This is a genomic window from Acetobacter aceti (genome assembly GCF_002005445.1).
Classification (GTDB): domain Bacteria; phylum Pseudomonadota; class Alphaproteobacteria; order Acetobacterales; family Acetobacteraceae; genus Acetobacter; species Acetobacter aceti_B.
Map to the genome: position 1 here is coordinate 321,891 of NZ_CP014692.1, position 23,446 is coordinate 345,336.

The following is a 23,446-nucleotide window of genomic DNA, read 5'->3' on the forward strand; positions in this document are numbered from 1 at the left end:
AGACAAGGATGACAGGCATGAGAGGTTTCAGTGCGCTGTTTCTGGCAACGGGCTGCACCGTTATGGTCGCGCAGGCCCATGCGGCCGATCTTCCAGCCTCTATCGGTAAAGGCGAAGGCAATCTGAATGTCGTTGCCTGGGAAGGTTACGCTGATGACGCCTGGGTCAAGCCGTTTGAACAGCAGTCCGGGTGCAAGGTTCATCGCAAATATGTCGGCTCATCCGATGAAATGGTGGCGCTGACCCGTATGGGCGGCGGCAAGGGTTTTGACGTTGTGTCGGCATCCGGTGATGCGGCGCTTCGGCTGATCTTCGGCAAGAACGTGCAGCCTGTGAATGTAAGCCTGATCCCGGCCTACGCCGATCTTATGCCGGAGTTGAAAGAGCCGCTCTTCAATACGGTGAAGGGGGTTCATTACGGTATTTCCTACGAATGGGGCCCGAATGTCCTCATGTGGAATACGAAAACGATCGCGACTGCTCCGACAAGCTGGTCCGTCATTTATGACAAGGCTCATGCAGGCTTGATCACGGTTCCGGATAATCCGATCCAGATTGCCGATGCCGCGTTGTATCTGTCTCACACCAAGCCGGAACTGGGGATCACGGACCCTTATGAGCTGACGCAGGCCCAGATGGATGCGGTCGTGGCGCTGCTGAAGGACCAGCGGCCGCTGGTCAAGAAATACTGGGCTTTGGCTTCCGATGAAGTTGACCTGTTCAAGAGTGGGGATGCGCAGGTCGGAGCAGCGTGGCCGTATCAGGCCAATACATTGCGGGCGGCAAATGTGCCTGTGCAGGATACCATCCCGACTGAAGGCGCTACCGGCTGGGCCGATACGTGGATGATCAGCGCGCATGCGGAACATCCGAACTGCGCCTATCTGTGGATCAACCATGTGATGACGCCAAAAGTGCAAGCGCAGCAGGCATTGTCCTTTGGAGAAACGCCTGCCAGCACGAAAGCGTGCGCCGAAATGGATGCGGCGCAGCCTGGGGCGTGCAAGCAGTATCATGCTGATGCGTCGGCTGCCTATTTCTCCACGATCAAATTCTGGAAAACACCTGTTAAACAATGTGGAAACGGGCAGAGTAATTGCCTGGATTATGCTGCCTGGCAGCGCGCATGGCAGCAGGTCAAACAGTAATGTCTGGTAGCCGGAAGCTTCTGGGGCATGCGGCCCTGCTGTTGCCACCCTTTGGGTGGCTGACAGTCTTCTATCTGGGCAGTCTGTCTGCTCTGCTGCTTTCGGCTTTCTGGCAGGTCGATTCAATGTCCGGCGAGATGATCCACGAGTGGACGCTGGACAATTTTCGCATTCTCGCCACGGACGCCACCTATCGCATCATTGCGGAACGGACGATTGGTATCGCGGCCCTGGTCACGGTCACAGACATCATTCTTGCGTGGCCGCTGGCCTATGTCATCGCCCGTAAGGTTGGTCCGCGCATGAAACTGGTTCTGCTCGTTCTGGTGGCGCTGCCGCTCTGGTCGAGCATGCTGGCGCGTATTTATTCCTGGCGACTGATTCTGGGCCATGATGGCGTGCTGAACTGGTTTTTGCGAACAGTTGGGCTACCGGAACAGTCTTTTGCTTTCACAAATGTCGCCTTGTGGATTGTATTCACCTATCTGTGGCTGCCCTTCATGCTGATGCCGCTTGTCTCGGCGCTGGAGCGCATTCCTGCGTCTCTTCCTGACGCAGCCGGGGATATGGGCGCTACACCGTTCCAGACTTTTCGGACAGTGATCTTTCCTCTCGCCATTCCAGGTATGGCGGCGGGATCTGTGTTCACTTTTGCTGTCACGCTGGGCGAGTATGTCACGCCGATGCTGGTAGGCGGCGCCGGGTCGGAGTTTATCGGCAACGTGGTCTACTCCAATGTCGGCGTGTCCGGAAATATTCCTTTTGCAGCAGCCTATTCCATGATTCTCCTTGTGGTGGTCGGTGCGTATATGCTGTTTGCCCGGCGTTTTGGAGCCTTTGACGGAGCATGAGTGGTTCGATGCGTAATCTTGCTCTCTGGGGCGCTGCATCGGCAGTGCTCGCGTTTCTGCTGCTGCCACTGCTGATTGTGCTGGTATTCGCGTTCGATGCTTCATCCGTGCAGGTCTGGCCGATCCAGTCCTTTTCGCTGAAATGGTTTTACGCGACATGGGCGGATGAAGAAGTGCGGGGCGCTCTTCTTGTTTCGCTGGAAGTGGCCGGACTGGCGACGCTGTTCGCATCGGTTCTCGGTACACTGGCGGCCGTGGGGATGAGTGGCCTCTCTTCCCGCATCGTGCAGGTGGGTTCCTTTTTTCTCACACTCCCTATCGCTTTGCCCGGGGTGCTGACCGGTATTGCGATGAACAGTTTTTTCACCGCGCTGGAAATTCCCTTCACGATGGTGACGCTGGTTATTGCGCACACGACTTTCTGTACTGTTGTAATCTACAGCAATGTCATGGCGCGGCTCCGGCGGCTTCCCCCTTCGCTGATCGAGGCGGCTCAGGATATGGGTGCGAGACCTTTTCGAAGTTTCACCAGTGTGACGCTGCCGCTTCTGAGCGGGGCCATCGTGTCGGGAATGCTTCTGGCGTTTGCACTTTCTTTTGACGAAGTGATTGTGTCGACCTTCACGTCCGGTTCGGAAACGACTTTGCCTCTGTGGATCTTCGGGGCCATTCGTCTTGGCCAGCACATGCCGGAAGTGAATGTCGTGGTGTTTGCTGTTGTTGCTGTGACACTCCTGCCGATCATTGTGGGTCAGAAACTGGCGGCTTCCGCGTCCAGGGAATAAGCCGTATGAAGGAAAAGGGTTCGGCTTCGGAGAATGGCCGACGCAATGGGCGCCGTCGTAACGGAGCAAAAGACTGAGGGAATTTTTCCGGAACGTCTCCTGATATTCTTTGAAAAACTCCGGATGCGGGACAGTGAATTTTCCCCGGTTTCACTGTATGTTGGTGAGGAAAGCTGTTTGTTATGGCGCTGACGTTACGCCAGTTCCGATATTTTGCATCTGTTGCGGAAGTCGGTTCAATTTCCGGTGCGGCAATGGTGTTGCTGGTGTCTCAGTCAACCGTAACGGAAGCTCTGCGTGATCTTGAAGCCGAGATGGGGTTCAGGCTGCTTGACCGTCATGCGCGGGGCGTCATTCTGACCCGACGCGGGCAGCAGTTTTTCCAGCGTGTGCAGCGTATTCTTGCTGATGTCGCCGATGCGCAGAGCATGCAGGATGAGGACGAAGAGGCTCTTGTCGGCACGCTCACGCTTGGTGTGACGCCGGTTGTGGCCGGGTATGTGCTGCCAGATCTTCTGACACGATTCAAACGTGCGTTTCCGAAAGTGAATGTAACGCTCGTAGAAGAGCAAACTGATTATCTTGACCACATGCTGATCGGAGGTGAACTCGATCTTGCCGTGATGCTGCGTCTCGGCAGCTCGGTTCCAAGCGCCTGTGGCGCGCACGTGATGGGTGTTTCGCCTCACCACGTCTGGCTGTCTCATGGACATCCGCTTGCGCAGGAAAAGCAGGTAAGCCTGAAGCAACTGGACAGGGAGCCTTTTATCACTCTTGCAGCTGATATTCTTGAGAGCAGAATGACGGTGGTCTGTGAACGGTTTTCTTTTCTGCCGACATCCTGTTTCCGATCGACTTCAATAGAGGCGGTGCGCAGTCTGGTGGCTGCGGGACATGGTGTCGCCCTGTTACCGCAACTGATTTATCGTCCATGGTCGCTTGAAGGCGAAAAGATAGAATCCCGTCCGATTCAGGAAGAGCTTCCGACTGCGGATCTTCTGGTGATGTGGCGACGTGGCCTGCCGCTGGGTGCTCCGGTTCAGTATTTCATGGACATGGCGTTGCAGCGGACTGAGCGAATCGCAGTCTGATGAACGGAGCCAGAGAGTAAAGTTTACTTTTCTTCTTTGACGGGTGGAAGAGTGTCGGAAGAGGGATTATGTGGAGTGCAGCGCGTGCGGTGCGCTCCGAATGCTCTGGGTTTTGATATCAGGCCGAACGGGTCGGGCAGTTTTTTAGAGTAGGGAAAGAAACGTGAGTACAGGCAAGAGCAACAAGGATCTGTCGGCTCGGCGTGCGGCAGCCGTTCCTGTTGGTGTCGGTTCGGCGACCGCTATTTATGCGGAGCGGGCTCTGGGTGCCGAACTGTGGGATGTCGAAGGACGTCGCTACATTGATTTTGCAGCGGGAATCGCTGTGGTCAATGTCGGTCATCGTCATCCGGCTGTCATTCAGGCTGTGCAGGAACAACTCGAGCATTTCAGTCATACGGGCTTTCAGGTCGCGCCGTATGAAAACTATGTTGCTCTGGCAGAACGTCTGAACGCCGCCGCGCCGTTCGATGGTCCGGCAAAAAGCATTTTCTTCACGACCGGTGCTGAAGCGACAGAGAATGCGGTGAAAATCGCCCGGGCTGCGACAGGCCGGTCAGGCGTTATCGCGTTTACCGGTGGCTTCCATGGGCGCACGCTGCTTGCGTCTGCCATGACCGGCAAGGTGAACCCTTACAAGACACAGTTCGGCACCATGCCGGGTGACGTCTTTCATGTGCCGTTCCCTGCGCAGGGTGTGTCGGTTGCGGATAGCCTCAATGCGCTTGATCTGATGCTTGCTGCGGACGTTGATCCGTCCCGTGTGGCTGCGATCATCATTGAGCCGATCCAGGGTGAAGGCGGTTTCCGCGTGAGTTCGAAGGAGCTTCTGGAAGGCCTCCGCGAACGATGCACGAAGCATGGCATCCTGTTGATTGCTGATGAGGTTCAGACCGGCTTTGCCCGTACTGGCAAACTGTTCGGCATACAGCATTCAGGTGTTCAGCCTGATCTGATCTCGGTCGCGAAAGCTCTTGGTGGCGGATTCCCGCTGTCTGGCGTTGTTGGCCGTGCAGAGATCATGGATGCGGTCCGTCCGGGTGGTCTCGGCGGAACATATGGCGGCTCACCACTTGCCTGTGCAGCGGGTCTTGCAGTTCTTGATGTCATCGAAAAAGAGAATCTTTGCGCCCGCGCAGAGAGTCTTGGTGAGACAATCAGCAAGCGCATTGCCGGTTGGACGGAACGTAGCGATCTGATCGCTGTAGGCAAGGCTCATGGGCTTGGCGCCATGATTGGCTTCGATGTCCTCAGCGCTCATGGTTCTGACGAAGTGCAGGCCGGAGGTGCGGCGTCAATCTGCGCACGCGCGGCAGAGGCAGGCCTGATCGTGTTGTCTTGTGGTGTTCTGGGAGAGACGGTGCGTCTCCTGCCGCCTTTGACCATCAGTGATGAACTGTTGCAGGAAGGTCTGGATCTTCTTGAGGCATCCCTCAAGAACTGAATCCTGCATTCGGTTGTCTTGGATGACCAAAAGGTGTTCCATGGGAGTGGAACACCTTTTTTATGACTATCGACTGCTGTTCGCGCTGAGCGCACATCCCCGTTCTGCGCATCCTCGTTTCTGATCTGCGACAGGTGGGGATCTCAGAAATGCCGCGCTTCTTCTGGAGAGAAGCTCCCTCCGGAATGACGTTTTCCTGTCAGGATGTCTTCGTAATTCACGCAGGGATTTTTATTGATTTCCGAGAGCCGGTGATCATTCAATAATAAGTATATGTTCTTTCATTGTGGGTTGTCATGCTGCCGAGCATCGCACTTGAGACAACAGAAGCAAAAATGGCCTGCCCGGCTTCAAGCAGCTGACTGCCATCCGTTGTCGTATACCAGTCCCGGTTGGATTCCAGCAGAACGGCAAGATCGGTTCCAGGATCTACAACAATCAGCTTGTCATCATCAGGGTTTGAAAGTCTGTAGTTGGTGATGGCATTTGTAAAAAGCTGAGGCCATGTCGCGCTGTACGTTGTGGCATAACGGAGGCCAAATGGCATGATGGCAAATAACCACGCATCAGGGGCCGCCGCTCTGTGGGCAAGGAGACTCTGCGTCATCGCGGCCTGAGCATCAGACTGATTGGCGTAAGCCAGAGCGTCACGTGAGAGGAGGTTGAAGGCGATCCAGCTCGGAGGCGTCCCAATCTCACCATAGGAGCTGAGAAGGCCGTCGCTATCCAGGGCGGAAATGCCGGAGTCAATGAGGTTCCATCGACTTTTTGTATCGTTGTAAGCTCCTCCCAAACCGTTACTTGATCCTGTCACGGAATAAAATGCGGGAACATCGTTCGTGCTGTCACCGGGAGTGAGATAGCCCGAGCCGACGCAGGCAGAGATACTGATCCGATACCCGGCGGCTTCCATGCCCCGGAGCAAAAAATAAGCATAGGACGACAGCACATTATCATTGCCAGCATCGGCTGATGTGCCTTCTGTCGTATCATCGCCCACCAGTTTGCCCCATGGTTTGACTGAGACGATGTGGGCAGCCGAAGAAGCCGGATCGATTGTCATGCCACTGACGGTGAGGCAGTTGCTTCCCTTGTTCCAGCGGTCTGTGTCTGGCGTCCGCGTCAGAAAGACTTCCAGTTTGTTAACCTGGCCGGGCAGGATACCTGAAAGTGTAAGGTCGGTTTTTGCTGCAATGTCCCTGGTAACAACGCTGTTAAGAAAATACGTTATATATGCGCCAGTATTTTCAGGTCCGAGATGTATGGTGGCGGTGGGGCTTGCCGAGGCCAGCCAGGAGACCTGAAACCACGCTCCCGGATTCCATGTGCTCCGCCAGAGGGAGCCCCCCCGGCCTTCATCACCGGTCCAGTTACCGGGAGAGAAGAGAAACGCCGAAGAGTCGACCGTGAGAGTATAGGCAGCACTGAACGCCATGGCCGTGACGGTGAATGCTGGTGGATTGCTCAGGGCGCCTGTGTTGGTAACGGTAAAATTGCCCGTTCCTGCAACGGAAGGAGTGAAGGTGAAGGTTAAAGGCGCTGTCGATCCCGCCGGGATGGTGATGGTCTGTGGAAAAAATGTTCCTGTCAGAGTGCAGAGAGGAACAACTGTAATCGCTTTTGTGTTAGCCGTGCCGCTTCCCGGCGTAATGGTGTAGGTGGTGGCTGTGCCGACTGTCAGGGCACGTGATCCTGTCAGTGAGTATTGTGTAAAAGGCGTTTCTGTAGAAGAAACTGTTATAAACAGGCCTCCCGGGTCAGTCAGGGTTCCGCCGCTGCTTGTGCTGAGTGTTCCGATACCGCTTGCTGTCGGGGTGAAAGTAAAGGTGATGGCGCTGGTGGACCCCGCAGGGAAAGTAAGGGTCGTTGGTGAAAAGGTGCCTGCCACTGTACTGAGTGGAGTGATTGAGATGTCCTGGGATCTGCTCGATCCGGTACCGGGCATGATGGTGTAAGTGGAAGCAACACCGGCTGTCAGGCTGGTGGTCCCTGTCAACGTATAGGTGGTGAATGAATTCGAGACAGCAATGGAGAAGACGGAAAGAGCGCTCGGATCGGTGAGGCTCGCAGAGTTTGTCGTGCTCAGCGTGCCCGAACCAGCCTCTGCGGGCGTGAAGGTAAAGGTCACGGTGCTAGTGGAACCGACAGCCAGAACAACAGACGCGGGTGTAAATGTACCCGTGAGTGTGCACGCAGGTGTGACAGTCAACGGCGCCGCAAGTGTTGTGCCGGCTGTAGGTGTTACACTGAAGAGGGCCTTGGAACCCACGGACAGAGATGCTGGTCCTGTCAATGTATAGGCAGGAGTGATCAGTGGCGTTTCCGTGGATATGTCGCTCATATATCGATGCTCTTTAATGATCTGCTGAATTAAAATTCATTTTGTGAATAAGGGGGTTTTGGGAATATATTTTTCCGAGGAGCCTCTGTAAAAGCAGAAATTCCATTTCTGGCGAATGCCGGATGCCTCAGTCAGCATGTATCTGTGTTGGCAAACCATCGGATGCTGATTCGTTGAGAAGGACATGGCCGCCTGTCAGAAAACGTCTGTATTCGGACTTCATGAAAGAATGTTTCCTGCTCGTTCGTACCTTTATGGCTGCTTAACCGTCCCTGAAGGAGGTTGCACCCCTGGTCGTCGGAGAAATGACAAAGCAGGCTGTTTTCAGGGATGGTTCTTAAAAAGAGCACGGCTTCTTCGTTTCGATCTGGTTTGAATCGAAACGGCATGAAGGACGGAGCGGTGCGTGGATCTCTGGTTTGAGAAAAACGCTCTCAGAATCCGTAAGCAATCCCGGAATGAAGGGTTACGCCATTTGTCCAGCTGCTGGGTTCCAAAGCATAGAAACCATTACGCTGATCAACGGGCTGGCTACGGCCAAATGAATAGTATGTATATTGCGCACCACCGATGAGATGCAGCGAACGGGCAATACGATAGTCGAAATCAAGAGCCGCCGTCCATTCGGGGCGCGGTCGCAGGTGGAAAGTTCCCATTGTGCCAGCCGCGTCCATGCGTGAGGCCAGTCGTTCCGTCCAGGCAAGCCTGCCGCGAAGAACAAGAGCATCGGTGATTGCATAATCAAGACGCACCTGAATGCCGGCGAGGAACCCGCCATAAGCCTCGGAGCTTTTCGGAACACCACCGGCCGATTGGATATCCCTGTTCCAGGACCAGTATCCTCCGACGATCGTCGGGGTGATCATGAAGCGGTTATCGACCATGAAGCCCTTTCCGACTTCGATGCGGCTGTCGGTCGTCATGCGATGCGAGGTGCTGTTAAGGGGCCAGACGTCTCCCCACCCATTGGAGGCAGATCCCTTGTATGAGACATCCCCGTCCCCAAGGGCGAAATGTGCGGCGACAAAGACATGATCGATTTCGTACATGTTGAACATGTCGGCCACATCAAGCTGGAAACCCGGAACCCAGCCGGTTTCCCGGTCATACCCGGTGCTTGCGCCCTGCCACGGGAGTTTTTCCTTGTAGTTGCTCCATGCGCCCGTCACGGAGAGACCGACTTCCCGGTTGACCTGTACGACAGCGGGAATACGTGAAGAGGCCTCATACGACGAACGGCCAAAATGGGCAGGCTGGGGATCATCGGGCAACGCGTGACGGCGTGGATGCTGCAAGCCTTCTTCCTGCTCGAAGCGTCGTGTTGGCATGCGGTACTGGCTGAGTGGCGACGTGTCTACTGTTCCTGCATCGCCAGGGTCCATGTCCATGGTCATCAGCATGCGGGCGAGCGTCTGGTGGCGTTGCTCGGAGTCGCGCCGTGTGTCCAGATAGGAGGCGCTGTGTTCAGGGGCGAACTGGGCGTGAGCCTCTCGGGCAAAAGACAGAGCCACTGTTGAGAGGCCCAGACACAGGAGAATCTTGCGCAAGGGCGCCTCGCTCAGATGAGAAACAGTACCAGTGTTTCTCCTAAGGCGAGGCAGTTAATGATTGCTTACGAAACCTCTTATTCAGCGCGCCATCCGTCTTTTTTCAACACAACACCGGCCAGATAAAGACTGCCGCAGATCAGCACGCGCGCTGTTTTTTCCCCTTTGCTGGAAATATTGGCCAGTGCCGAGGCAATATCAGGGCCCGATTGCGCTCTGCCGTGAGAGGCGGCCACGATAGCTTCCACGGGCAGCGCAAGATGCTGGTCAGGTTCAGCCACAGCGTGGATGGAGGTCGCGTGTTCAAGGAGTGGTTCAAGAAACCCCGAGGCGTCCTTGGTCTGCTTCATGCCCACGAGGATATGCAGCGGACGGTCCGACCACTGTTCCAGTACAGGCACCAGCGCCTCGCCGGCGCCGGGATTATGTCCGCCATCCAGCCATAACTCCCACCCGGCCGGGAGTTGTGCCGCGAGCGTGCCTTCAAGTTTCTGAAGCCGCGCGGGCCAGTGCGTGTGAGCGATTCCCGACCATGCCGAATCGGGTAGGGCCAGACAACTGGCGCGCAGGGTGGCGACAGCCAGTCCCGCGTTGTCGTCCTGATGCGCGCCAGCCAGAGCGGGAAGGGGAAGTGTCAGCGCTCCTTCGGCGTCCTGATAAAGCAGGGACGCACCGCCCTCGCCGTGGGCCTCACTGCGTGCAAGTTCCCAATCGCGATCCCGTAACAGGAGCGGAGCCTCTTTGCTGGCGGCTTCCGCTTCCAGAACGTCCCGGACGGCCTGAGGCTGCCGCCCGGTCACAACCGGCACTCCCGGCTTGATGATGCCTGCCTTCTCACCCGCAATGGCGGCGAGTGTGTTGCCCAGAAAAGCCTCGTGATCCATCGAAATGGCAGTGATGGCGCAGGCGGCGGGCCGGGTGAGAACGTTCGTCGCGTCAAAGCGGCCGCCCAGTCCGACCTCAATGATGGCCAGTTCGGCGGGATGACGGGAGAACAGCAGGAAACCGGCCGCCGTCAGCACCTCAAACACGGTGATTGGCTCATCGCCGTTCACCCGTTCGATTTCCTCCAGTGTGGCGACCAGTTCTTCTTCGCTGACCAGTTCACCAGCCACCCGGAAGCGTTCCGTCACATTGATCAGATGCGGCGATGTCATGACATGCACGCGCCAGCCGGCCGCTTCGCCTATGGCGCGGAGATTGGCGCAGGTGCTGCCTTTGCCGTTGGTGCCGGCAACGTGGATGACGGGAGGGAGATGCTGTTCGGGGTGGCCGAGTTTCGCCAGCAGTGTTTCCAGACGCCCGAGGGAGAGGTCGATCAGCGCCGGATAAAGCCGGTTCAGCCGTTCGAGAACGGTGCCGGTCCGACCCGTGAACTCGGCTCCGAGAGTGGGGCCTTGGGGTAAAGAAGACGTATCGGTCATGCTGTTTCACTCCGGGGCATGCGCCCGGAGCGGGCGGGGCCGCCGTATCAGAGCGGATCATGATGAGGCGCACCCGCCTCACCGTGTGAAGACGTTCGTAAAACCCGCTTCCCGCTCAGTTGACGGGCAGCGGAGTCTCTTCCGAACCCGGCTCTTCCGGATCGGGCAGGGTTTCCGTAAAAACGTCACCCGGAGGCGCTGCGGTCAGCAGACCGATGACGCGGCCAAGGGTCTCGCGCAGGTTCTTGCGCTCCACGACCATGTCCAGCATGCCATGTTCAAGAAGATACTCGGAACGCTGGAAGCCTTCCGGCAGCTTTTCGCGGACTGTATCCTCGATCACGCGCGGTCCGGCAAAGCCGATCAGCGCCTTCGGTTCGGCAATCTGCACGTCGCCCAGCATGGCGAAGGAGGCGGAGACACCGCCCGTGGTCGGGTCTGTCAGCACGACGATGTAAGGTAGTCCGGCGTCTTTCAGCATCTGTACGGCTACGGTCGTGCGCGGCATCTGCATCAGGCTGAGAATGCCTTCCTGCATGCGTGCGCCACCGGAGGCGGTGAAGATGACCAGCGGCGAACGCTGAAGGATGGCGAGCCGTGCGGCGGCGACAAAAGCCTCGCCGAGCGCGGTGCCCATGGTGCCCGCCATGAACTCGTATGCCATGATCGCCACGACCGCCGGATAGCCGGTGATCCTGCCATGCGCGACAACCAGCGACTCATCGAGGCCGGACTTGGCGCGCGCGTCTTTCAGACGGTCCGTGTAACGCTTCTGGTCACGGAAGCCGAGCGGATCCGCGGCGACCTTCGGCAGTTCGATGCGGGTGTAGCTGCCAGCGTCGAACGTCCATTCGAAGCGTTCGGCGGCGGGAACCTTCATGTGAAAGCCACAGTGCGGGCAGACATTGAGAGTGCGCCGCAGTTCCTTCACCAGAACCATCTGGTGGCAGGACGGGCAGTTGGTCCAGAGATTGTCCGGAACGTCGCGCTTGAGCAGTCCCCGAATCTTGGGGCGGACATATTTGGTCAGCCAGCTCATGCCACAACTCCGCGCAGAAAAAACAAAACGGTCATCCGCCATCCCATGACATCAGGGGCGGTGGTAAGGGGGGACTGCATAGCTTTCCTGCGGCGCTCTGCCAAGTATGTGGACATTTTCTCTGGACGGGAGCGCCCACAGGCGCAGGCCATGTCTCATCGGGCGGCCATCATACAGGGCGCTCCTCTTCTGAGCGGGTGACTGCCGGGCGCGCCTGCTCCCGCAAGAAGCCGTTTGGTCTGTGTCCGTTGCTCCGACTATAGAATGGATTTCCAGATCACTCCGGATTGCGCGAGGGCACCCAATGCGGGACTTTTACTCCCTTTATCGGCACGGCTTCGCCCGCGTCGCGGCCTGCACACTGCCCGTGGGGCTCGCCGATCCACGCCTGAACGCCGCGCGTATCATTGAGTGCGTCTCGGCCTGCTCTGAACAGGGAGCCATGCTGGCCGTGTTCCCGGAGCTGGGCCTTTCCGGTTACGCGATCGACGATCTGCGCCAGCAGGATGTGCTTCTGGACGCGGTCGAGGAGGCGGTGGCCGAGATCGCCCGCACCACCGCAGGGCGTCTTCCCCTCATCCTGATCGGTGCGCCGCTGCGTCACCATGACGCGCTCTACAACTGCGCCATCGCCATTCATCGCGGCGAGATTCTGGGTGTCGTGCCCAAATCCTACCTCCCGAACTATCGTGAGTTCTACGAGGCCCGACAGTTCACACCCGGTGCGGGCATAGTGAACGGCATGATCCAGGTGGCAGGCGTGGAGGCACCATTCGGCACTGATCTGCTGTTCGAGGCGCGGGACATTCCCGGTTTCTGCGTCGGTGTGGAGATCTGCGAGGATCTGTGGGTGCCGCTGCCGCCCAGCACGCGTGCAGCGCTCGCCGGGGCCACCGTTCTGGCCAATCTGTCAGCCAGCGATATCACGGTCGGCAAGGCGGAGGAGCGGGACATGCTCTGTCGCTCCCAGTCCGATCGCTGCCATGCCGCCTATCTCTATGCGGCCGCAGGAGAGGGGGAATCGACCACAGACGTGGCTTGGGATGGTCAGGTTTCCATCTTCGAGAATGGTCGCCTTCTGAAAGCCAGCGACCGGTTCCCGGGGGGAGCGCGGCATGTGCTGGCCGATATCGACCTCGACCTGCTCCGGCAGGAGCGGATGCGGATGACCTCCTTCGCGGCCAACGCGACTGCTGAAGAGGATTCCGGGCTGTGGCGACGGATCGTGCGGACATTCGCGCCGCCAGCCTCGGATCTCGGTCTGATGCGCGATGTGCCCCGCTTTCCGTTCGTTCCGGCGGACCCGGCGCGGCTGGCGCAGGACTGTTACGAAGCCTGCACCATTCAGGTGTCTGCGCTGCGCCAGCGTCTCGCCGCAACGGGAGCGGGGAAGATGGTGATCGGCGTCTCGGGAGGGCTTGATTCGACGCAGGCTCTGCTGATCGCCGTTCGCGCGGCGGATGAGCTCGGTCTGAAAAGGGATATGGTGCTCGCTTTCACCATGCCGGGCTTCGGCACCAGCGATGCAACGAAGAGCAATGCCCATGCGCTGATGCAGGCGCTGGGGGTGACGGCGGATGAAATCGACATCCGCCCCGCCTCGGAACTGATGCTGAAGCAGATCGGCCATCCTTACGGGCGTGGTGAGCCGGTCTACGACATCACCTTCGAGAATGTGCAGGCAGGTCTGCGGACGGATTTCCTGTTCCGTCTGGCCAACCAGCGTGGCGGTCTCGTGCTCGGCACGGGCGACCTCTCCGAACTGGCGCTGGGCTGGTGCACCTATGGTGTGGGGGACCAGATGGCGCATTACAACGTCAATGCGGGCCTGCCCAAGACGCTGATCCAGCACCTGATCCGCTGGTTCATGTCATCCGGCCAGTTCAGCCCGGAGACGGTGGAGATCCTGAGAGCCATCCTTGCGACGGAAATCTCACCGGAGCTGATCCCTGCTGATGCGGACGGTGCGGTGCAGAGCACGGAGGCCACGATCGGTCCCTACGCGTTGCATGACTTCTCGCTGTTTCACGTCCTCCGTTACGGTTTTCGCCCTTCGAAGATCGCTTTTCTTGCATGGCATGCCTGGAACGAGATCGATATGGGCGCGTGGCCACCGGGCTTTCCCGAGGAGGAGCGCAAGTCCTACGATCTGCCGACCATCAAACACTGGCTGGCCGTGTTTCTCCAACGCTTCTTCACGACCAGCCAGTTCAAGCGCTCTGCCATGCCGAATGGTCCCAAGGTGGTGGCGGGAGGCTCGCTCTCTCCTCGTGGTGACTGGCGTGCGCCTTCTGACGGGAATGCCCGGGTCTGGCTGGAGGAGCTGGAAAAGAACGTGCCCTAAGCGTTTCTGGACAGGGATGCGGGCTTTGCCCGCGCCCGGCAGGGACCGCAGGCCGCTGCACCCCGAGAAGTGGTTTCCAAAGGCGCGCCTTTGGTGGGGTATGGAGTAAAGCCCCTAAATTCTCGCTCAGTCCACCAGTCCGTGCAGACGCACGATCCGGCAGGTTTCTCCCTGTTTTGCTTCCGGCGCGAAGCGTTCCCGCAGCAACAGGGCGTCGCAGTCGGCCAATGGAGCCATCATGGACGAATCCTGCCGGGAGAAGGGTTTCGCCCAGAGAACGCCGGCCTCATCCCGGCTCAATGTGGCGCGGAGATAGTCGAAACGCTGGTCATTGGCCGGGAGATCGCTGGCCAGACGGGCAGATTCGATACCGTCGTCTTTGGTGATCTCGCCGGACATGGCGCGGAGGGCGGGGAGCACGAACACAAAGCTGCACACGAAGGCCGCGACCGGATTGCCGGGCAGACCGATGACGGGTGTCCCGTTCATCTGGCCGAACATCAGCGGCTTGCCGGGACGCATGGCGATCTTCCAGAAGTCCGTGACCAGTCCGGTCTCGCCGAGGGCTTTCTTGACGAGATCATAGTCTCCCACACTGGCGCCACCGATGGTCAGCAGAAGATCGACCGTCTCCAGTTGCCGGGTGCTGCCTGTCAGCGAATCGACTGTATCCCGTGCGACTGGCAGGATGATCGGCTCCGCTCCCGCCTTGCGAAGGAGCGCTGCGAGCATGAAAGCGGCTGAGCCGACAATGGAGCCGGGCGGCACGATATCACCGGGCAGAACAATCTCGTCACCGGTGCTGAGAATCGCCACCCGAGGCCGCCTGCGAACCGTGATCCACGGACAGTTGGCCGCGGCCGCGATACCGATGTCGCGTGCCGATAATTTTTTACCGACTGGGATGACGGTCTGGCCTTCGGAGAAGTCCAGACCTTTCGGGCGGATGAAACGTCCACTGGCGACAGGTTCCGTCACCACAATGTGATCGCCATCGCGGGTCGTGTTTTCCTGAATCAGGATGGCGTCCGCGCCTGTGGGGACCAGACTGCCCGTGAAAATTCTCAGGCAGGCGCCGGGTGTGACCGTCCTGTCGCTCGGGTGACCGGCAGGACTTTCCCCGATCACATGCAGTCTGGCGCCTTCCACCGTGTCGGCCGCCCTGACGGCATATCCATCCATGGAGGAGACATCCGCCGGTGGATTGAACAGGCGTGCCGTGACCGGTGCGGCGCTGATGCGGCCACAGGCCTCGGTCAGCGAAACGGTCTCCGTGCCGAGGAGCGGGAGGGCGGCAAGGATGCGGTGAAGGGCTTCTGAGACCTCGATCATGGGTTTTTTCCAAACTTTTTGGGGCTTCCGGGCCGTCTGGGGCGCATGAATGCTTGACCTGAGGCCCTCGGATGCGCAATTTGCGCCGAACTTGAACCACGGCCGCGATCAGGGGTGCAAATCCGGACCTGCGGTCAGGCACGATTCCGAGGATCTTATGGCAAAGTCCAACGTCATCCAGATCCGGCTCGTCTCCTCCGCAGACACCGGATATTTCTACGTCACCAAGAAGAACGCGCGCGCCCAGACCGGCAAGCTCGAACTGAAGAAGTACGACCCCGTTGCCCGCAAGCACGTCGTCTTCCGTGAAGCGAAAATCAAATAAGGTCTGCGCCTTAAAACGCAGTCCATAAGAAAAGCGCCATTCTTTCGGGAAGGGCGCTTTTTCTTTGGGGTGTCGGGATGCTTTGCGGGGCTTTGCCCCGAATCCCACAAAGGGACGCGGTCCCTTTGATCCCGATTTGTTTTATTGATAACTCATTGAAATAAAAGTTTTTTGATGTCGCCTTTTTTCAAAAAGGCGACGTTCCCTGATGCGGCTTTAGAACAGCTGCGCATGCTTGTCGTAAGGCACGACAATGTCGTTGGGGTTGGCCAGATTGAGCATTGCCCGGGCGCGCTCATCCAGAATATCCGCGTTCAGCGCGCCTTCGCTCAGACCCGAAACACGACGACGCCAGGCAGCCTGCTCGGTGACGGCGTTGACCTGGGACTCGTGGGCTTCATCAAGCAGGTGAAGCTGCTCGTGGTAGGATTTCAGCCCGTGCGCACCCTGTGTGGCCTGCCAGCAGAAATATCCGGTGAGAGCGAGAAAGACGGAGGGAGGGAGGACCGCGTTGACGGCGCGACGGACTATCCGGCCAAGCTGCATACGAATCGGGACCTCCGAAAGAATCGAACCAAGGGTTTCAAGCCTGTCCCATACCGTATTGCAAGATATGGCTTAAAAAAGGCGAAATGGCTGAAAAATTACATTTCGGGAAGTTTATAGCGGCTTTCACGTCACAGCCTGTCTCCGGTCACGGAAAGACCGGAGACAGATGAGCGTGATCTTACCTCTTCAGGATCATGCGGCCTGCATAGGCTGCTGCCGTCGCCAGTTCCTGTTCGATGCGCATGAGCTGGTTGTATTTCGCCGTGCGGTCCGAACGGCAGAGCGAGCCGGTCTTGATCTGACCGCAGTTCGTGGCGACTGCCAGATCAGCAATGGTGGTGTCTTCCGTCTCGCCGGAACGATGGCTCATGACACACCTGTAGCCAGCGCGGTGGGCCATTTCCATGGCGGCCAGCGTTTCGGTCAGCGTGCCGATCTGGTTCACCTTCACGAGCAGGGCGTTCGCCACGCCGTCCTCAATGCCGCGCGCCAGACGGACAGGGTTGGTCACGAACAGATCGTCCCCGACCAGCTGCACGGACTTGCCGAGCGTCTGTGTCAGCAGCGTCCAGCCTTCCCAGTCATCTTCCGCCACGCCATCCTCAATGGAGACGATGGGGAAACGCTTCGTCAGGTCTTCGAGGTAAGCGACGATACCGCCCGCATCCAGCGTCTTGCCCTCGCCGGCAAGGACATACTGGCCGTTCTTGTAATATTCGGTGGCGGCGCAATCGAGTGCGAACGTCACATCTTCGCCCGGACGGTAGCCAGCGGCTTCCACGGCACGGGTGATGTAGGTCAGCGCCTCGTCAGCGGATTTCAGGTTGGGCGCGAAGCCGCCTTCGTCACCGACGTTGGTGGCGAAACCATCGGCGGACAGTGACTTCTTCAGTTGATGGAAGATCTCGGAGCCCCAGCGGATGGCGTCGGCCACTGTTGGCGCGCCGACCGGCTGGATCATGAATTCCTGAATGTCGATCGGGTTGTCCGCGTGCTCGCCGCCATTGATGATGTTCATCATCGGCACCGGCAGGACATGGGCGAACGGGCCACCGACATAACGGTAAAGCGGGATTTCCAGCTCGGCAGCCGAAGCCTTGGCCACGGCGAGGGACACGCCGAGGATGGCGTTCGCGCCCATACGGCTCTTGTTCGGCGTGCCGTCCAGCTCGATCATCGCGTTGTCGATGTCGATCTGGTCCTGGGATTCCGCCCCCTGAAGCGTCGGGAAAATCTCGTTTTCGACGTTCTCGCAGGCTTTCAGGACGCCCTTGCCGCCATAACGGGACTTATCGCCGTCACGCAGTTCGACCGCCTCATGCGCGCCCGTGGACGCACCGGAGGGAACGGCTGCACGGCCAGTGACGCCGGAGGCCAGTTCGACCTCGACTTCAACGGTGGGATTGCCACGACTGTCCAGAATTTCGCGGGCGATGATGTCGACAATGGCGCTCATGACTAGCCTCTGTTTCATGCATTCTTATTGCAGGCGCTGACCGCTGCCGGGGCAGACGCCGGACTGTTAGAGGACCGCTTCAGCCGCAGTTGTCAACAGTCAAATATGTCTCTGCACTATGAACTTTTATTCTTCGCTGCGGGTTATAATCATATGGATGGAGCGGCTCCGGCAATCTGCTCGCAGCAACAGGGAAGCGGGCATCATGAAAGAGGGTCTGTCACGACGCCGTCTGATCATGAGCGCCGTGGTTTTGACCGGAGGCGCTGACTCCGCACAGGCTGTTCCACCTTCGTCACTGCCGCCCCTCCTTTGCGGTCTGTTTTCCGTTTCTGTGAAGCCGCGTGGCTCTCCTTCCAACCGGCGCCATGTTTATCGGTCTGTCCCGTTTTTCCGGAATGGAAAAATCTCCGTCGTTCGTGCGCGTCGACAACAATGGCAGGCTGACCCCTTTCCCCGGCGGCGCATGGAACACATGGGCACCCGGTCAGGACGGTTCGTCCGCGCTGGTTATGGTGAACGCCAATCCTCTTTGTATGGTGAAGTGGTTGCATTCTGCTCTCATGTTTTGAAAACGGGGAAAACATCCTAAGAGAACGACAGGACGTGGCAGAACTTCTTCCAGTGCGCATGGAGCAATGCCTCAGGTTTCTTATTCGAATGAGGCGTTTTTATAATGCTCTACGCTCCGACCGGAATCGCCGTGGTGGCAGAAGACCTTGCCGGTATGCGGTCGCAGGCATTCGGTCTGGCGGAGTACGTCGCGCTTCCCGCACGGTTCTGCGCGGTTCAGGCCACGGGGCTTCTGCATCGCTGCCTGCCTTCTTCCCTCTGGCCGCGCCCATTGACGGCATTATCGGAAAAGCCGTTTCCATTGCACGATGATCTCGTGTTCAGTGTGGCGGGAAAGGGGGGAGCGGTCGGGACGGCCCTGCATCACAGAGGACGGCATGTCGTGCAGATCCAGAATCCCCGTATTCGTCCGGACCGGTTCGATCTGGTGATCGCCAATTATCACGATGAGATCGATGGACCGAATGTTCTGCTCAGCCGTACTGCGTTGCATGGACTGACAGCGCTGAAACTTGCTGACGCCCGTGCGCAATGGCGGGATAGACTGCACGTTTCAGGTCGTCCTCTACTCGCCGTTTTGGTGGGAGGAGCAAATGGGCGTTTCCGGTTCGGGCGGGAGGAAGCGGAGTCTTTCGCGGACCGACTGGTGAGTGCCGCCAGGCAGACTGGTGCAAACCTGTTTATCACGACATCGCGGCGCACGGCCCTCGAAGCGACGGCTGTATTGCGTGATGCTGTGGAGAGTGTGCACGGCACCTTGTGGAGTGGCGGCGATGACAATCCCTATCGTGGCCTGATTGCCTGTGCGGACTGGCTGGTCGTCACGGCGGACAGTGTTTCCATGGTCTCGGAAGCAGTCGCGGGCACAGCGCCGGTTTATGTGCAGGGTTTACCGGGAAAATCCCGCAGAATCGGTCTGTTTCTCGAAACTCTGGAAAAATGCGGCAGGATACGTATGTTCGAGGGAGCGTTGGACAACTGGCCCGTCCAGTCTCTTGATGACACGCCAGTGGTTGCGGCCCGGATGTGTCAGCGTCTGGGGCTGGAAAATCTGTTCAGAGACACGTTATCGACTGTTGTCCGTTCTGTCTGAAACAGAGTGAGGGATTTGTAGTGTCGCGGATTTTATTCTTCCGCGCCGGGATCTCGGATATTGTGGTCTTTAACAAGTCGTGAATATTTATTCTTTGAAAAACGGGAATATCATCGTTCCGGTAAAGCAGTTTCCATGACGCAGAACCTCGTCGCCAGAGGTACGTTTCAGCGCCACATGATGCGATGGTCTTCTGTATCTTGTCTTTCACATCAGGCAAGAAAATAAAATAGGATCGATGGATTGATACAGAAAATTTACGCTCATTTTCGGGCTGTTTTTTTGATGCGTATAAAATGCGCTGGGACAGCTACTGGTATCATGACCTTTACGCCGAATGGGTTGCCCCCACTTTATTTCAAGGAAATTTATATATGGTCACATGGACACAGCTTGCTGACACGCAGATTACGGGCGCCGTAAGCGCGGTTGCAGCAGGACAGACTCTTCTGGATGGATGGATTGATCTTGTTGGAGGGGTCTGGTCGACCAAGACTCTCTGGTCTGACACGACGACTCAGGATTACCTGTCATCAGTCCAGGAAAGCACACCCTGGTCTGGTGGACCATTATACCGGGCGCAGTCAGAAGATGCGAAATCCGGTCGGATCACGGCACAGATCCGTATTGATTTCAATCAGACAATCTATTTTATGCTGCGCGCCAACAGGGCGACGACGTCCTCTGCATTCAATGGTTATCTTCTTGGTATCGATCAGGTTTCTTCCAAGTTTTATCTTCATGGTTTTGCGGTTGTGGCAGGTGCTGTCAATACAGCCCAGCAGTTTGTTTATCAGCCTCTCACGACGCAGCCAGCGAATGGTGATCTGATTACGGTTGACATTCAGCTTACGCAGGATACGGCGACGACGTCGTCCATGGCGATTGTGGTGACCAATACTGCGGGTGCAACTCTTGGCAGCATAACAATTACTGATAATGCAATCGTAAATGCCGCGGCACTTCAGAATGTTGCCGGATCTTTCGGTGTCTGCGCTTATTCTGCAAAAAACAGCAATACTGCCGGCATCAAGGAAATTGCAGTTTATAGCGGTGATGCCGCAGCGCCTTCTGCTACGGCCTACACCCTGACCGGGCCCGCTTCCCTGACGGTCAATACTGCCGGAACATACACGGTCACGCCGAATGCGGCCCCTGCATCTGCAGTGATCGTTACACCGGCCTGCACACTTTCTGGTACATTTTCTCCTGCAACAACTACGCTTCCTGCAGGAAGTTCCAGTGCGGTCACGTTCGCTTTTACTCCATCCGCGTCCGGTTCAGGCTCGTTGTCAACGACTAACAACGGTAGCCTCGCCAATCCTGCGGCATTATCATTAAGTGTCAGTTCGCAGATTACCGCGCCTTCGGCTCCCGCTTTTACTCTCGTGGCTAGCTCCGGACAGGTCACTGTCACGGTTTCGGCGCCAGCCTCCACGGGTGGTGCTGCGATCACCGGTTATCCGATTTTTGTCGGCACCAGCGCGGGAGGCGAAGGCAGTTCGCCCGTTACCACGCTTTCAGCTCCCGGTTCCTATAATATTACCGGTCTGACAAACGGTACTCCGGTGTATGTCACGGTTGGTGCGGTCAATTCAGTTGGCACAACGCAAGCGGCGGAGCAGACCGTGACGCCTGTGGCGCCGGCCTCAGGAGGGTCAATCGCAGTCGACTCACCGGCCTTTCTCTTTTCTCCCGGTAACTGGTGCGGAGATAACGGGCGCGTTGGATCTTCGTTGCGTCGGACATGGAACGTGGGTGCATACTTTGTTTTTACATGGACCGCTTCCGCCAGCCCGAGCGCAACCCTTCATCTTGGTCCCAGCGGGACAGGAGGTTACGTCACTCTGTACCTCAATGGCGTGGGTACAACGGTTGCAGCGACAGGGGATATCACGCTTTCCGGTATCACACCGTCCGCTGGAAATGTCCTTTTCGTCATTCTGAGCAGCACTCCGCAGAAAGCGAGATGGAATCAGGGAGGGAACAATATCGTTGTTTCCGGCATGACTCTTGATGGCGGCTCCAGCGCCGGTGTTTCCACCGCAGGCACAAAAGGCTGGATCAAGATCATTGGTGACAGCATTACTGAAGGTATTGAAGCAAACAGTAATAAGGATAGTATCGTTTACGGTTATGCTTTTCAGGTTCTGCAGGGCTTGAGAGAGCAGGGATATGAGGTCTGTATCTCGGCCTGTGGGTATTCCGGTTATCTTGTTGCAGGCGACAGCACAGGAGATGTGCCTGCCTATTATTACGTCTCCGGTTCCAGTTCCGGCAGCGGTGGTACATATGATGACAGCAAAAGTCGCTGGAACAAGATAGATGCTGGTGTTTCTGCGCTTGACAGCAATAATCATCTTTCTTCGTATGGAGCGGTGACAACTGAACCTGTGGCCGTTGCCGTCAATTATCTGACCAACGAAGCCTTGAACAGTGTCAGTAAATCAGACGCGCAGGCGGCCATGACCCAGGCGATGATTGCTCATCGTGCAGCTGCGCCGGATGCATGGCTTTTCCAGATTATTCCATTTGGATTCTATTACTCCACTAAATATGACTCGTCATGGCTGACAGTTTTCAATAATGCTGTGAGTGCTTACAAGGCAGCCTATCCATCAGACACCAAAGTAACGACGATCGATATTGGTTCCAGTCTGTCGAACACGATTCAGAAAAATATGGGATGGTATATTTCTGCCAGTGATGATGTGCATCCTCTGGCTCCTGGGCATGCTCTTGTCGCGCCGATTGTCCAGGCTTCCATAATGACTTCTCTGGAAAACAAGAAAAATCAGTCTTATACTTTTTTCTGATTTTTATTTTTTTTCTCTGTCGGCAATTGACAGCCGGCAGAGAAAAATTGAAAGAAATTCAAATGTTTTATTGTGGCGGGAGTTGATCTGACAGCCGGATATGCGGCAAACGCTGTCACATGGATCATCTCCCTGTTTCTTTCCTTGTCCTGCTGATTTTTCTGGCTCCCGTTTCCGCGTATGCAGAGTGTTCCGGCCATTTCGCCGGACAAGGCAGGCCAGCCTCCTCTCAGGAACTGGTCCTGCTCTGTTCGCTCTCTTTCGCGACGGGTTATTCACCGCAGGCAAAAGAAGCATCATGGAGCGCGGAACATCTGACGGCAGAAGCCATCAGTCAGGCGCAGACTCTTGAGGGCAGGGCTGTTTTTCAGGAAGATCTCCGGCTTCCGCTGGAAGACCGATCGGAACTGGTGGATTATCAACGCTCAGGGTGGTCCCGCGGTCATCTCACACCGTCAGGCGATATTTCCACGAAAGACGCACGAGCAGAAACATTTCTGTTGTCCAACATTGTTCCTCAGGCCGCCCGTCTGAATTCTGGCGCATGGAACCACCTCGAAGCCAATGTCAGAAAAATTGTGAAAAAGTCTCGGGAAGCCTATGTCGTGACCGGACCGGCCTTCCGAGAAGCTTTGGGAACGATTGGGTCTGACCACGTTCGTATTCCCTCATCGCTCTGGAAAGCCATATATCTGCCATCATCAAAGACCGTTTCAGTCATCGTCTGTAAAAATACGGCGCCATACCGATGCAATGCCGTCAGCCAGGTTTCTCTCAAGCGGGTAACTGGAATTGATCCGTTTCCTGGAGTTCCGCTGTCCGAGAAAAACCGGAGTGCTGCTATTGATCAGGCGCTTCTGCCCCGATCATGAAATCTTGAATGTAAGCGCGAACCACTTATATATCATAATCAATATTCTTATTTTTAAATTCAGTAAGTTTTATAATTTTATTGCATATCTAACTGACCATCTTCAGTTTTTGTGAAATACCCAGAAACCTGAAAGAATGCTTCAAAAGCCCGCTCGTAAAGTCTTCTGTAAATTATAATGAAGTTACCAGTGGCAGATTTCTGTTTTTTATTGAAAAAGAAGTCTGATAAGATCCTTTGAGAAGGCAATATCATTTCCTGCATCTGAAAGATATTATGATTTTGTATGCGGGTGGCGGCGTGGATATCAATGGGTGCTGATATCAGACGGATAAAATCCGTGGGCAGTAATCATTCATTGATGCAACGGTTTCGCCATCAAGCACAGAAAAGGCTCCAGCAGGCCCGCCAGACTTA

The 23,446-nt window shown here is 56.9% G+C and carries 18 protein-coding genes; 11 read left to right on the top strand and 7 right to left on the bottom strand.

Annotated features, from left to right (window positions below; genetic code table 11):
• Positions 1-17: 17 nt before the first annotated feature.
• The 5 genes from A0U92_RS01485 to gabT all read left to right on the top strand — a co-directional run bounded on the left by A0U92_RS01485 (position 18) and on the right by gabT (position 5,319).
• The gene (locus A0U92_RS01485; protein ID WP_187668828.1) at positions 18-1,148 is read left to right on the top strand and encodes an ABC transporter substrate-binding protein; all 1,131 of its coding nucleotides are present in this window, start codon (positions 18-20) and stop codon (positions 1,146-1,148) included.
• Positions 1,148-1,999, top strand: a complete 852-nt coding sequence (locus tag A0U92_RS01490) for an ABC transporter permease (protein WP_077811685.1) — start codon at positions 1,148-1,150, stop codon at positions 1,997-1,999. Before A0U92_RS01485 ends, A0U92_RS01490 begins: the two co-directional genes overlap by 1 nt.
• Positions 1,996-2,784 carry an ABC transporter permease gene (locus A0U92_RS01495; protein ID WP_077811686.1) on the top strand — a complete coding sequence of 263 codons (789 nt, stop codon included), beginning with the start codon at positions 1,996-1,998 and terminating at the stop codon, positions 2,782-2,784. The genes A0U92_RS01490 and A0U92_RS01495 overlap by 4 nt, the downstream gene beginning before the upstream one ends.
• Positions 2,785-2,966: 182 nt before the next feature.
• Positions 2,967-3,875 (top strand): LysR family transcriptional regulator, encoded by a 909-nt coding sequence (locus tag A0U92_RS01500; RefSeq protein WP_077811687.1) that lies wholly within the window; start codon positions 2,967-2,969, stop codon positions 3,873-3,875.
• Positions 3,876-4,038: 163 nt separating this feature from the next.
• Positions 4,039-5,319, top strand: a complete 1,281-nt coding sequence (gene gabT / locus A0U92_RS01505) for a 4-aminobutyrate--2-oxoglutarate transaminase (protein WP_077811688.1) — start codon at positions 4,039-4,041, stop codon at positions 5,317-5,319.
• A gap of 259 nt (positions 5,320-5,578) precedes the next feature.
• Here the strand turns inward: gabT and A0U92_RS01510 are convergent, their stop codons facing one another.
• The 4 genes from A0U92_RS01510 to accD all read right to left on the bottom strand — a co-directional run bounded on the left by A0U92_RS01510 (position 5,579) and on the right by accD (position 11,670).
• Positions 5,579-7,660, bottom strand: a complete 2,082-nt coding sequence (locus tag A0U92_RS01510) for an autotransporter outer membrane beta-barrel domain-containing protein (RefSeq protein ID WP_077811689.1) — start codon at positions 7,658-7,660, stop codon at positions 5,579-5,581.
• A gap of 434 nt (positions 7,661-8,094) precedes the next feature.
• Entirely contained in the window at positions 8,095-9,207 is a 1,113-nt protein-coding gene (locus A0U92_RS01515; RefSeq protein WP_077811690.1) for a TonB-dependent receptor, read from the bottom strand.
• A gap of 77 nt (positions 9,208-9,284) precedes the next feature.
• Complete coding sequence (locus A0U92_RS01520; RefSeq protein ID WP_077811691.1) at positions 9,285-10,631, bottom strand: bifunctional folylpolyglutamate synthase/dihydrofolate synthase; 1,347 nt, start codon at positions 10,629-10,631, stop codon at positions 9,285-9,287.
• 115 nt (positions 10,632-10,746) lie between these two features.
• The gene (gene accD / locus A0U92_RS01525; RefSeq protein ID WP_077811692.1) at positions 10,747-11,670 is read right to left on the bottom strand and encodes an acetyl-CoA carboxylase, carboxyltransferase subunit beta; all 924 of its coding nucleotides are present in this window, start codon (positions 11,668-11,670) and stop codon (positions 10,747-10,749) included.
• 304 nt (positions 11,671-11,974) lie between these two features.
• On the opposite strand from accD, the gene A0U92_RS01530 reads away from it, so the two are divergent.
• Entirely contained in the window at positions 11,975-14,014 is a 2,040-nt protein-coding gene (locus tag A0U92_RS01530) for an NAD(+) synthase (RefSeq protein WP_077811693.1), read from the top strand.
• Between the two features lie 126 nt (positions 14,015-14,140).
• On the opposite strand, the gene A0U92_RS01535 is transcribed toward A0U92_RS01530, so the two are convergent.
• On the bottom strand, positions 14,141-15,346 hold the full coding sequence (locus A0U92_RS01535; protein ID WP_077811694.1) for a molybdopterin molybdotransferase MoeA: 1,206 nt from the start codon (positions 15,344-15,346) through the stop codon (positions 14,141-14,143).
• Between the two features lie 157 nt (positions 15,347-15,503).
• Between A0U92_RS01535 and rpmG the strand changes: the two genes are divergently transcribed.
• Entirely contained in the window at positions 15,504-15,671 is a 168-nt protein-coding gene (rpmG, locus tag A0U92_RS01540) for a 50S ribosomal protein L33 (protein WP_010668957.1), read from the top strand.
• Between the two features lie 216 nt (positions 15,672-15,887).
• Here the strand turns inward: rpmG and A0U92_RS01545 are convergent, their stop codons facing one another.
• Together A0U92_RS01545 and eno are read right to left on the bottom strand one after the other, a co-directional pair.
• Positions 15,888-16,217, bottom strand: coding sequence for an FtsB family cell division protein (locus tag A0U92_RS01545; protein ID WP_077811695.1), 330 nt, complete (start codon positions 16,215-16,217; stop codon positions 15,888-15,890).
• Positions 16,218-16,398: 181 nt separating this feature from the next.
• Positions 16,399-17,676: a phosphopyruvate hydratase gene (gene eno / locus A0U92_RS01550; RefSeq protein ID WP_077811696.1), complete on the bottom strand. Its 1,278-nt coding sequence runs from the start codon at positions 17,674-17,676 to the stop codon at positions 16,399-16,401.
• Between the two features lie 344 nt (positions 17,677-18,020).
• Here eno and A0U92_RS01560 point away from each other — a divergent pair, with 344 nt between their 5' ends.
• The 4 genes from A0U92_RS01560 to A0U92_RS01575 all read left to right on the top strand — a co-directional run bounded on the left by A0U92_RS01560 (position 18,021) and on the right by A0U92_RS01575 (position 23,030).
• Positions 18,021-18,248 (top strand): hypothetical protein, encoded by a 228-nt coding sequence (locus A0U92_RS01560; RefSeq protein ID WP_149026349.1) that lies wholly within the window; start codon positions 18,021-18,023, stop codon positions 18,246-18,248.
• 104 nt (positions 18,249-18,352) lie between these two features.
• On the top strand, positions 18,353-19,342 hold the full coding sequence (locus tag A0U92_RS01565; RefSeq protein ID WP_077811699.1) for a mitochondrial fission ELM1 family protein: 990 nt from the start codon (positions 18,353-18,355) through the stop codon (positions 19,340-19,342).
• A 374-nt stretch (positions 19,343-19,716) separates the two neighbouring features.
• The gene (locus A0U92_RS01570; protein WP_077811700.1) at positions 19,717-22,158 is read left to right on the top strand and encodes an SGNH/GDSL hydrolase family protein; all 2,442 of its coding nucleotides are present in this window, start codon (positions 19,717-19,719) and stop codon (positions 22,156-22,158) included.
• A gap of 119 nt (positions 22,159-22,277) precedes the next feature.
• On the top strand, positions 22,278-23,030 hold the full coding sequence (locus A0U92_RS01575) for a DNA/RNA non-specific endonuclease (protein ID WP_077811701.1): 753 nt from the start codon (positions 22,278-22,280) through the stop codon (positions 23,028-23,030).
• Positions 23,031-23,446 lie beyond the last annotated feature (416 nt).

Coding starts and splice junctions, on each gene's coding strand:
- A0U92_RS01485 (WP_187668828.1), top strand. CDS start 18: ATGAGAGGTTTCAGTGCGCTGTTTCTGGCAACGGGCTGCACCGTTATG.
- A0U92_RS01490 (WP_077811685.1), top strand. CDS start 1,148: ATGTCTGGTAGCCGGAAGCTTCTGGGGCATGCGGCCCTGCTGTTGCCA.
- A0U92_RS01495 (WP_077811686.1), top strand. CDS start 1,996: ATGAGTGGTTCGATGCGTAATCTTGCTCTCTGGGGCGCTGCATCGGCA.
- A0U92_RS01500 (WP_077811687.1), top strand. CDS start 2,967: ATGGCGCTGACGTTACGCCAGTTCCGATATTTTGCATCTGTTGCGGAA.
- A0U92_RS01510 (WP_077811689.1), bottom strand. CDS start 7,660: ATGAGCGACATATCCACGGAAACGCCACTGATCACTCCTGCCTATACA.
- A0U92_RS01520 (WP_077811691.1), bottom strand. CDS start 10,631: ATGACCGATACGTCTTCTTTACCCCAAGGCCCCACTCTCGGAGCCGAG.
- accD (WP_077811692.1), bottom strand. CDS start 11,670: ATGAGCTGGCTGACCAAATATGTCCGCCCCAAGATTCGGGGACTGCTC.
- A0U92_RS01530 (WP_077811693.1), top strand. CDS start 11,975: ATGCGGGACTTTTACTCCCTTTATCGGCACGGCTTCGCCCGCGTCGCG.
- A0U92_RS01535 (WP_077811694.1), bottom strand. CDS start 15,346: ATGATCGAGGTCTCAGAAGCCCTTCACCGCATCCTTGCCGCCCTCCCG.
- rpmG (WP_010668957.1), top strand. CDS start 15,504: ATGGCAAAGTCCAACGTCATCCAGATCCGGCTCGTCTCCTCCGCAGAC.
- A0U92_RS01545 (WP_077811695.1), bottom strand. CDS start 16,217: ATGCAGCTTGGCCGGATAGTCCGTCGCGCCGTCAACGCGGTCCTCCCT.
- eno (WP_077811696.1), bottom strand. CDS start 17,676: ATGAGCGCCATTGTCGACATCATCGCCCGCGAAATTCTGGACAGTCGT.
- A0U92_RS01565 (WP_077811699.1), top strand. CDS start 18,353: ATGCTCTACGCTCCGACCGGAATCGCCGTGGTGGCAGAAGACCTTGCC.
- A0U92_RS01570 (WP_077811700.1), top strand. CDS start 19,717: ATGGTCACATGGACACAGCTTGCTGACACGCAGATTACGGGCGCCGTA.
- A0U92_RS01575 (WP_077811701.1), top strand. CDS start 22,278: ATGGATCATCTCCCTGTTTCTTTCCTTGTCCTGCTGATTTTTCTGGCT.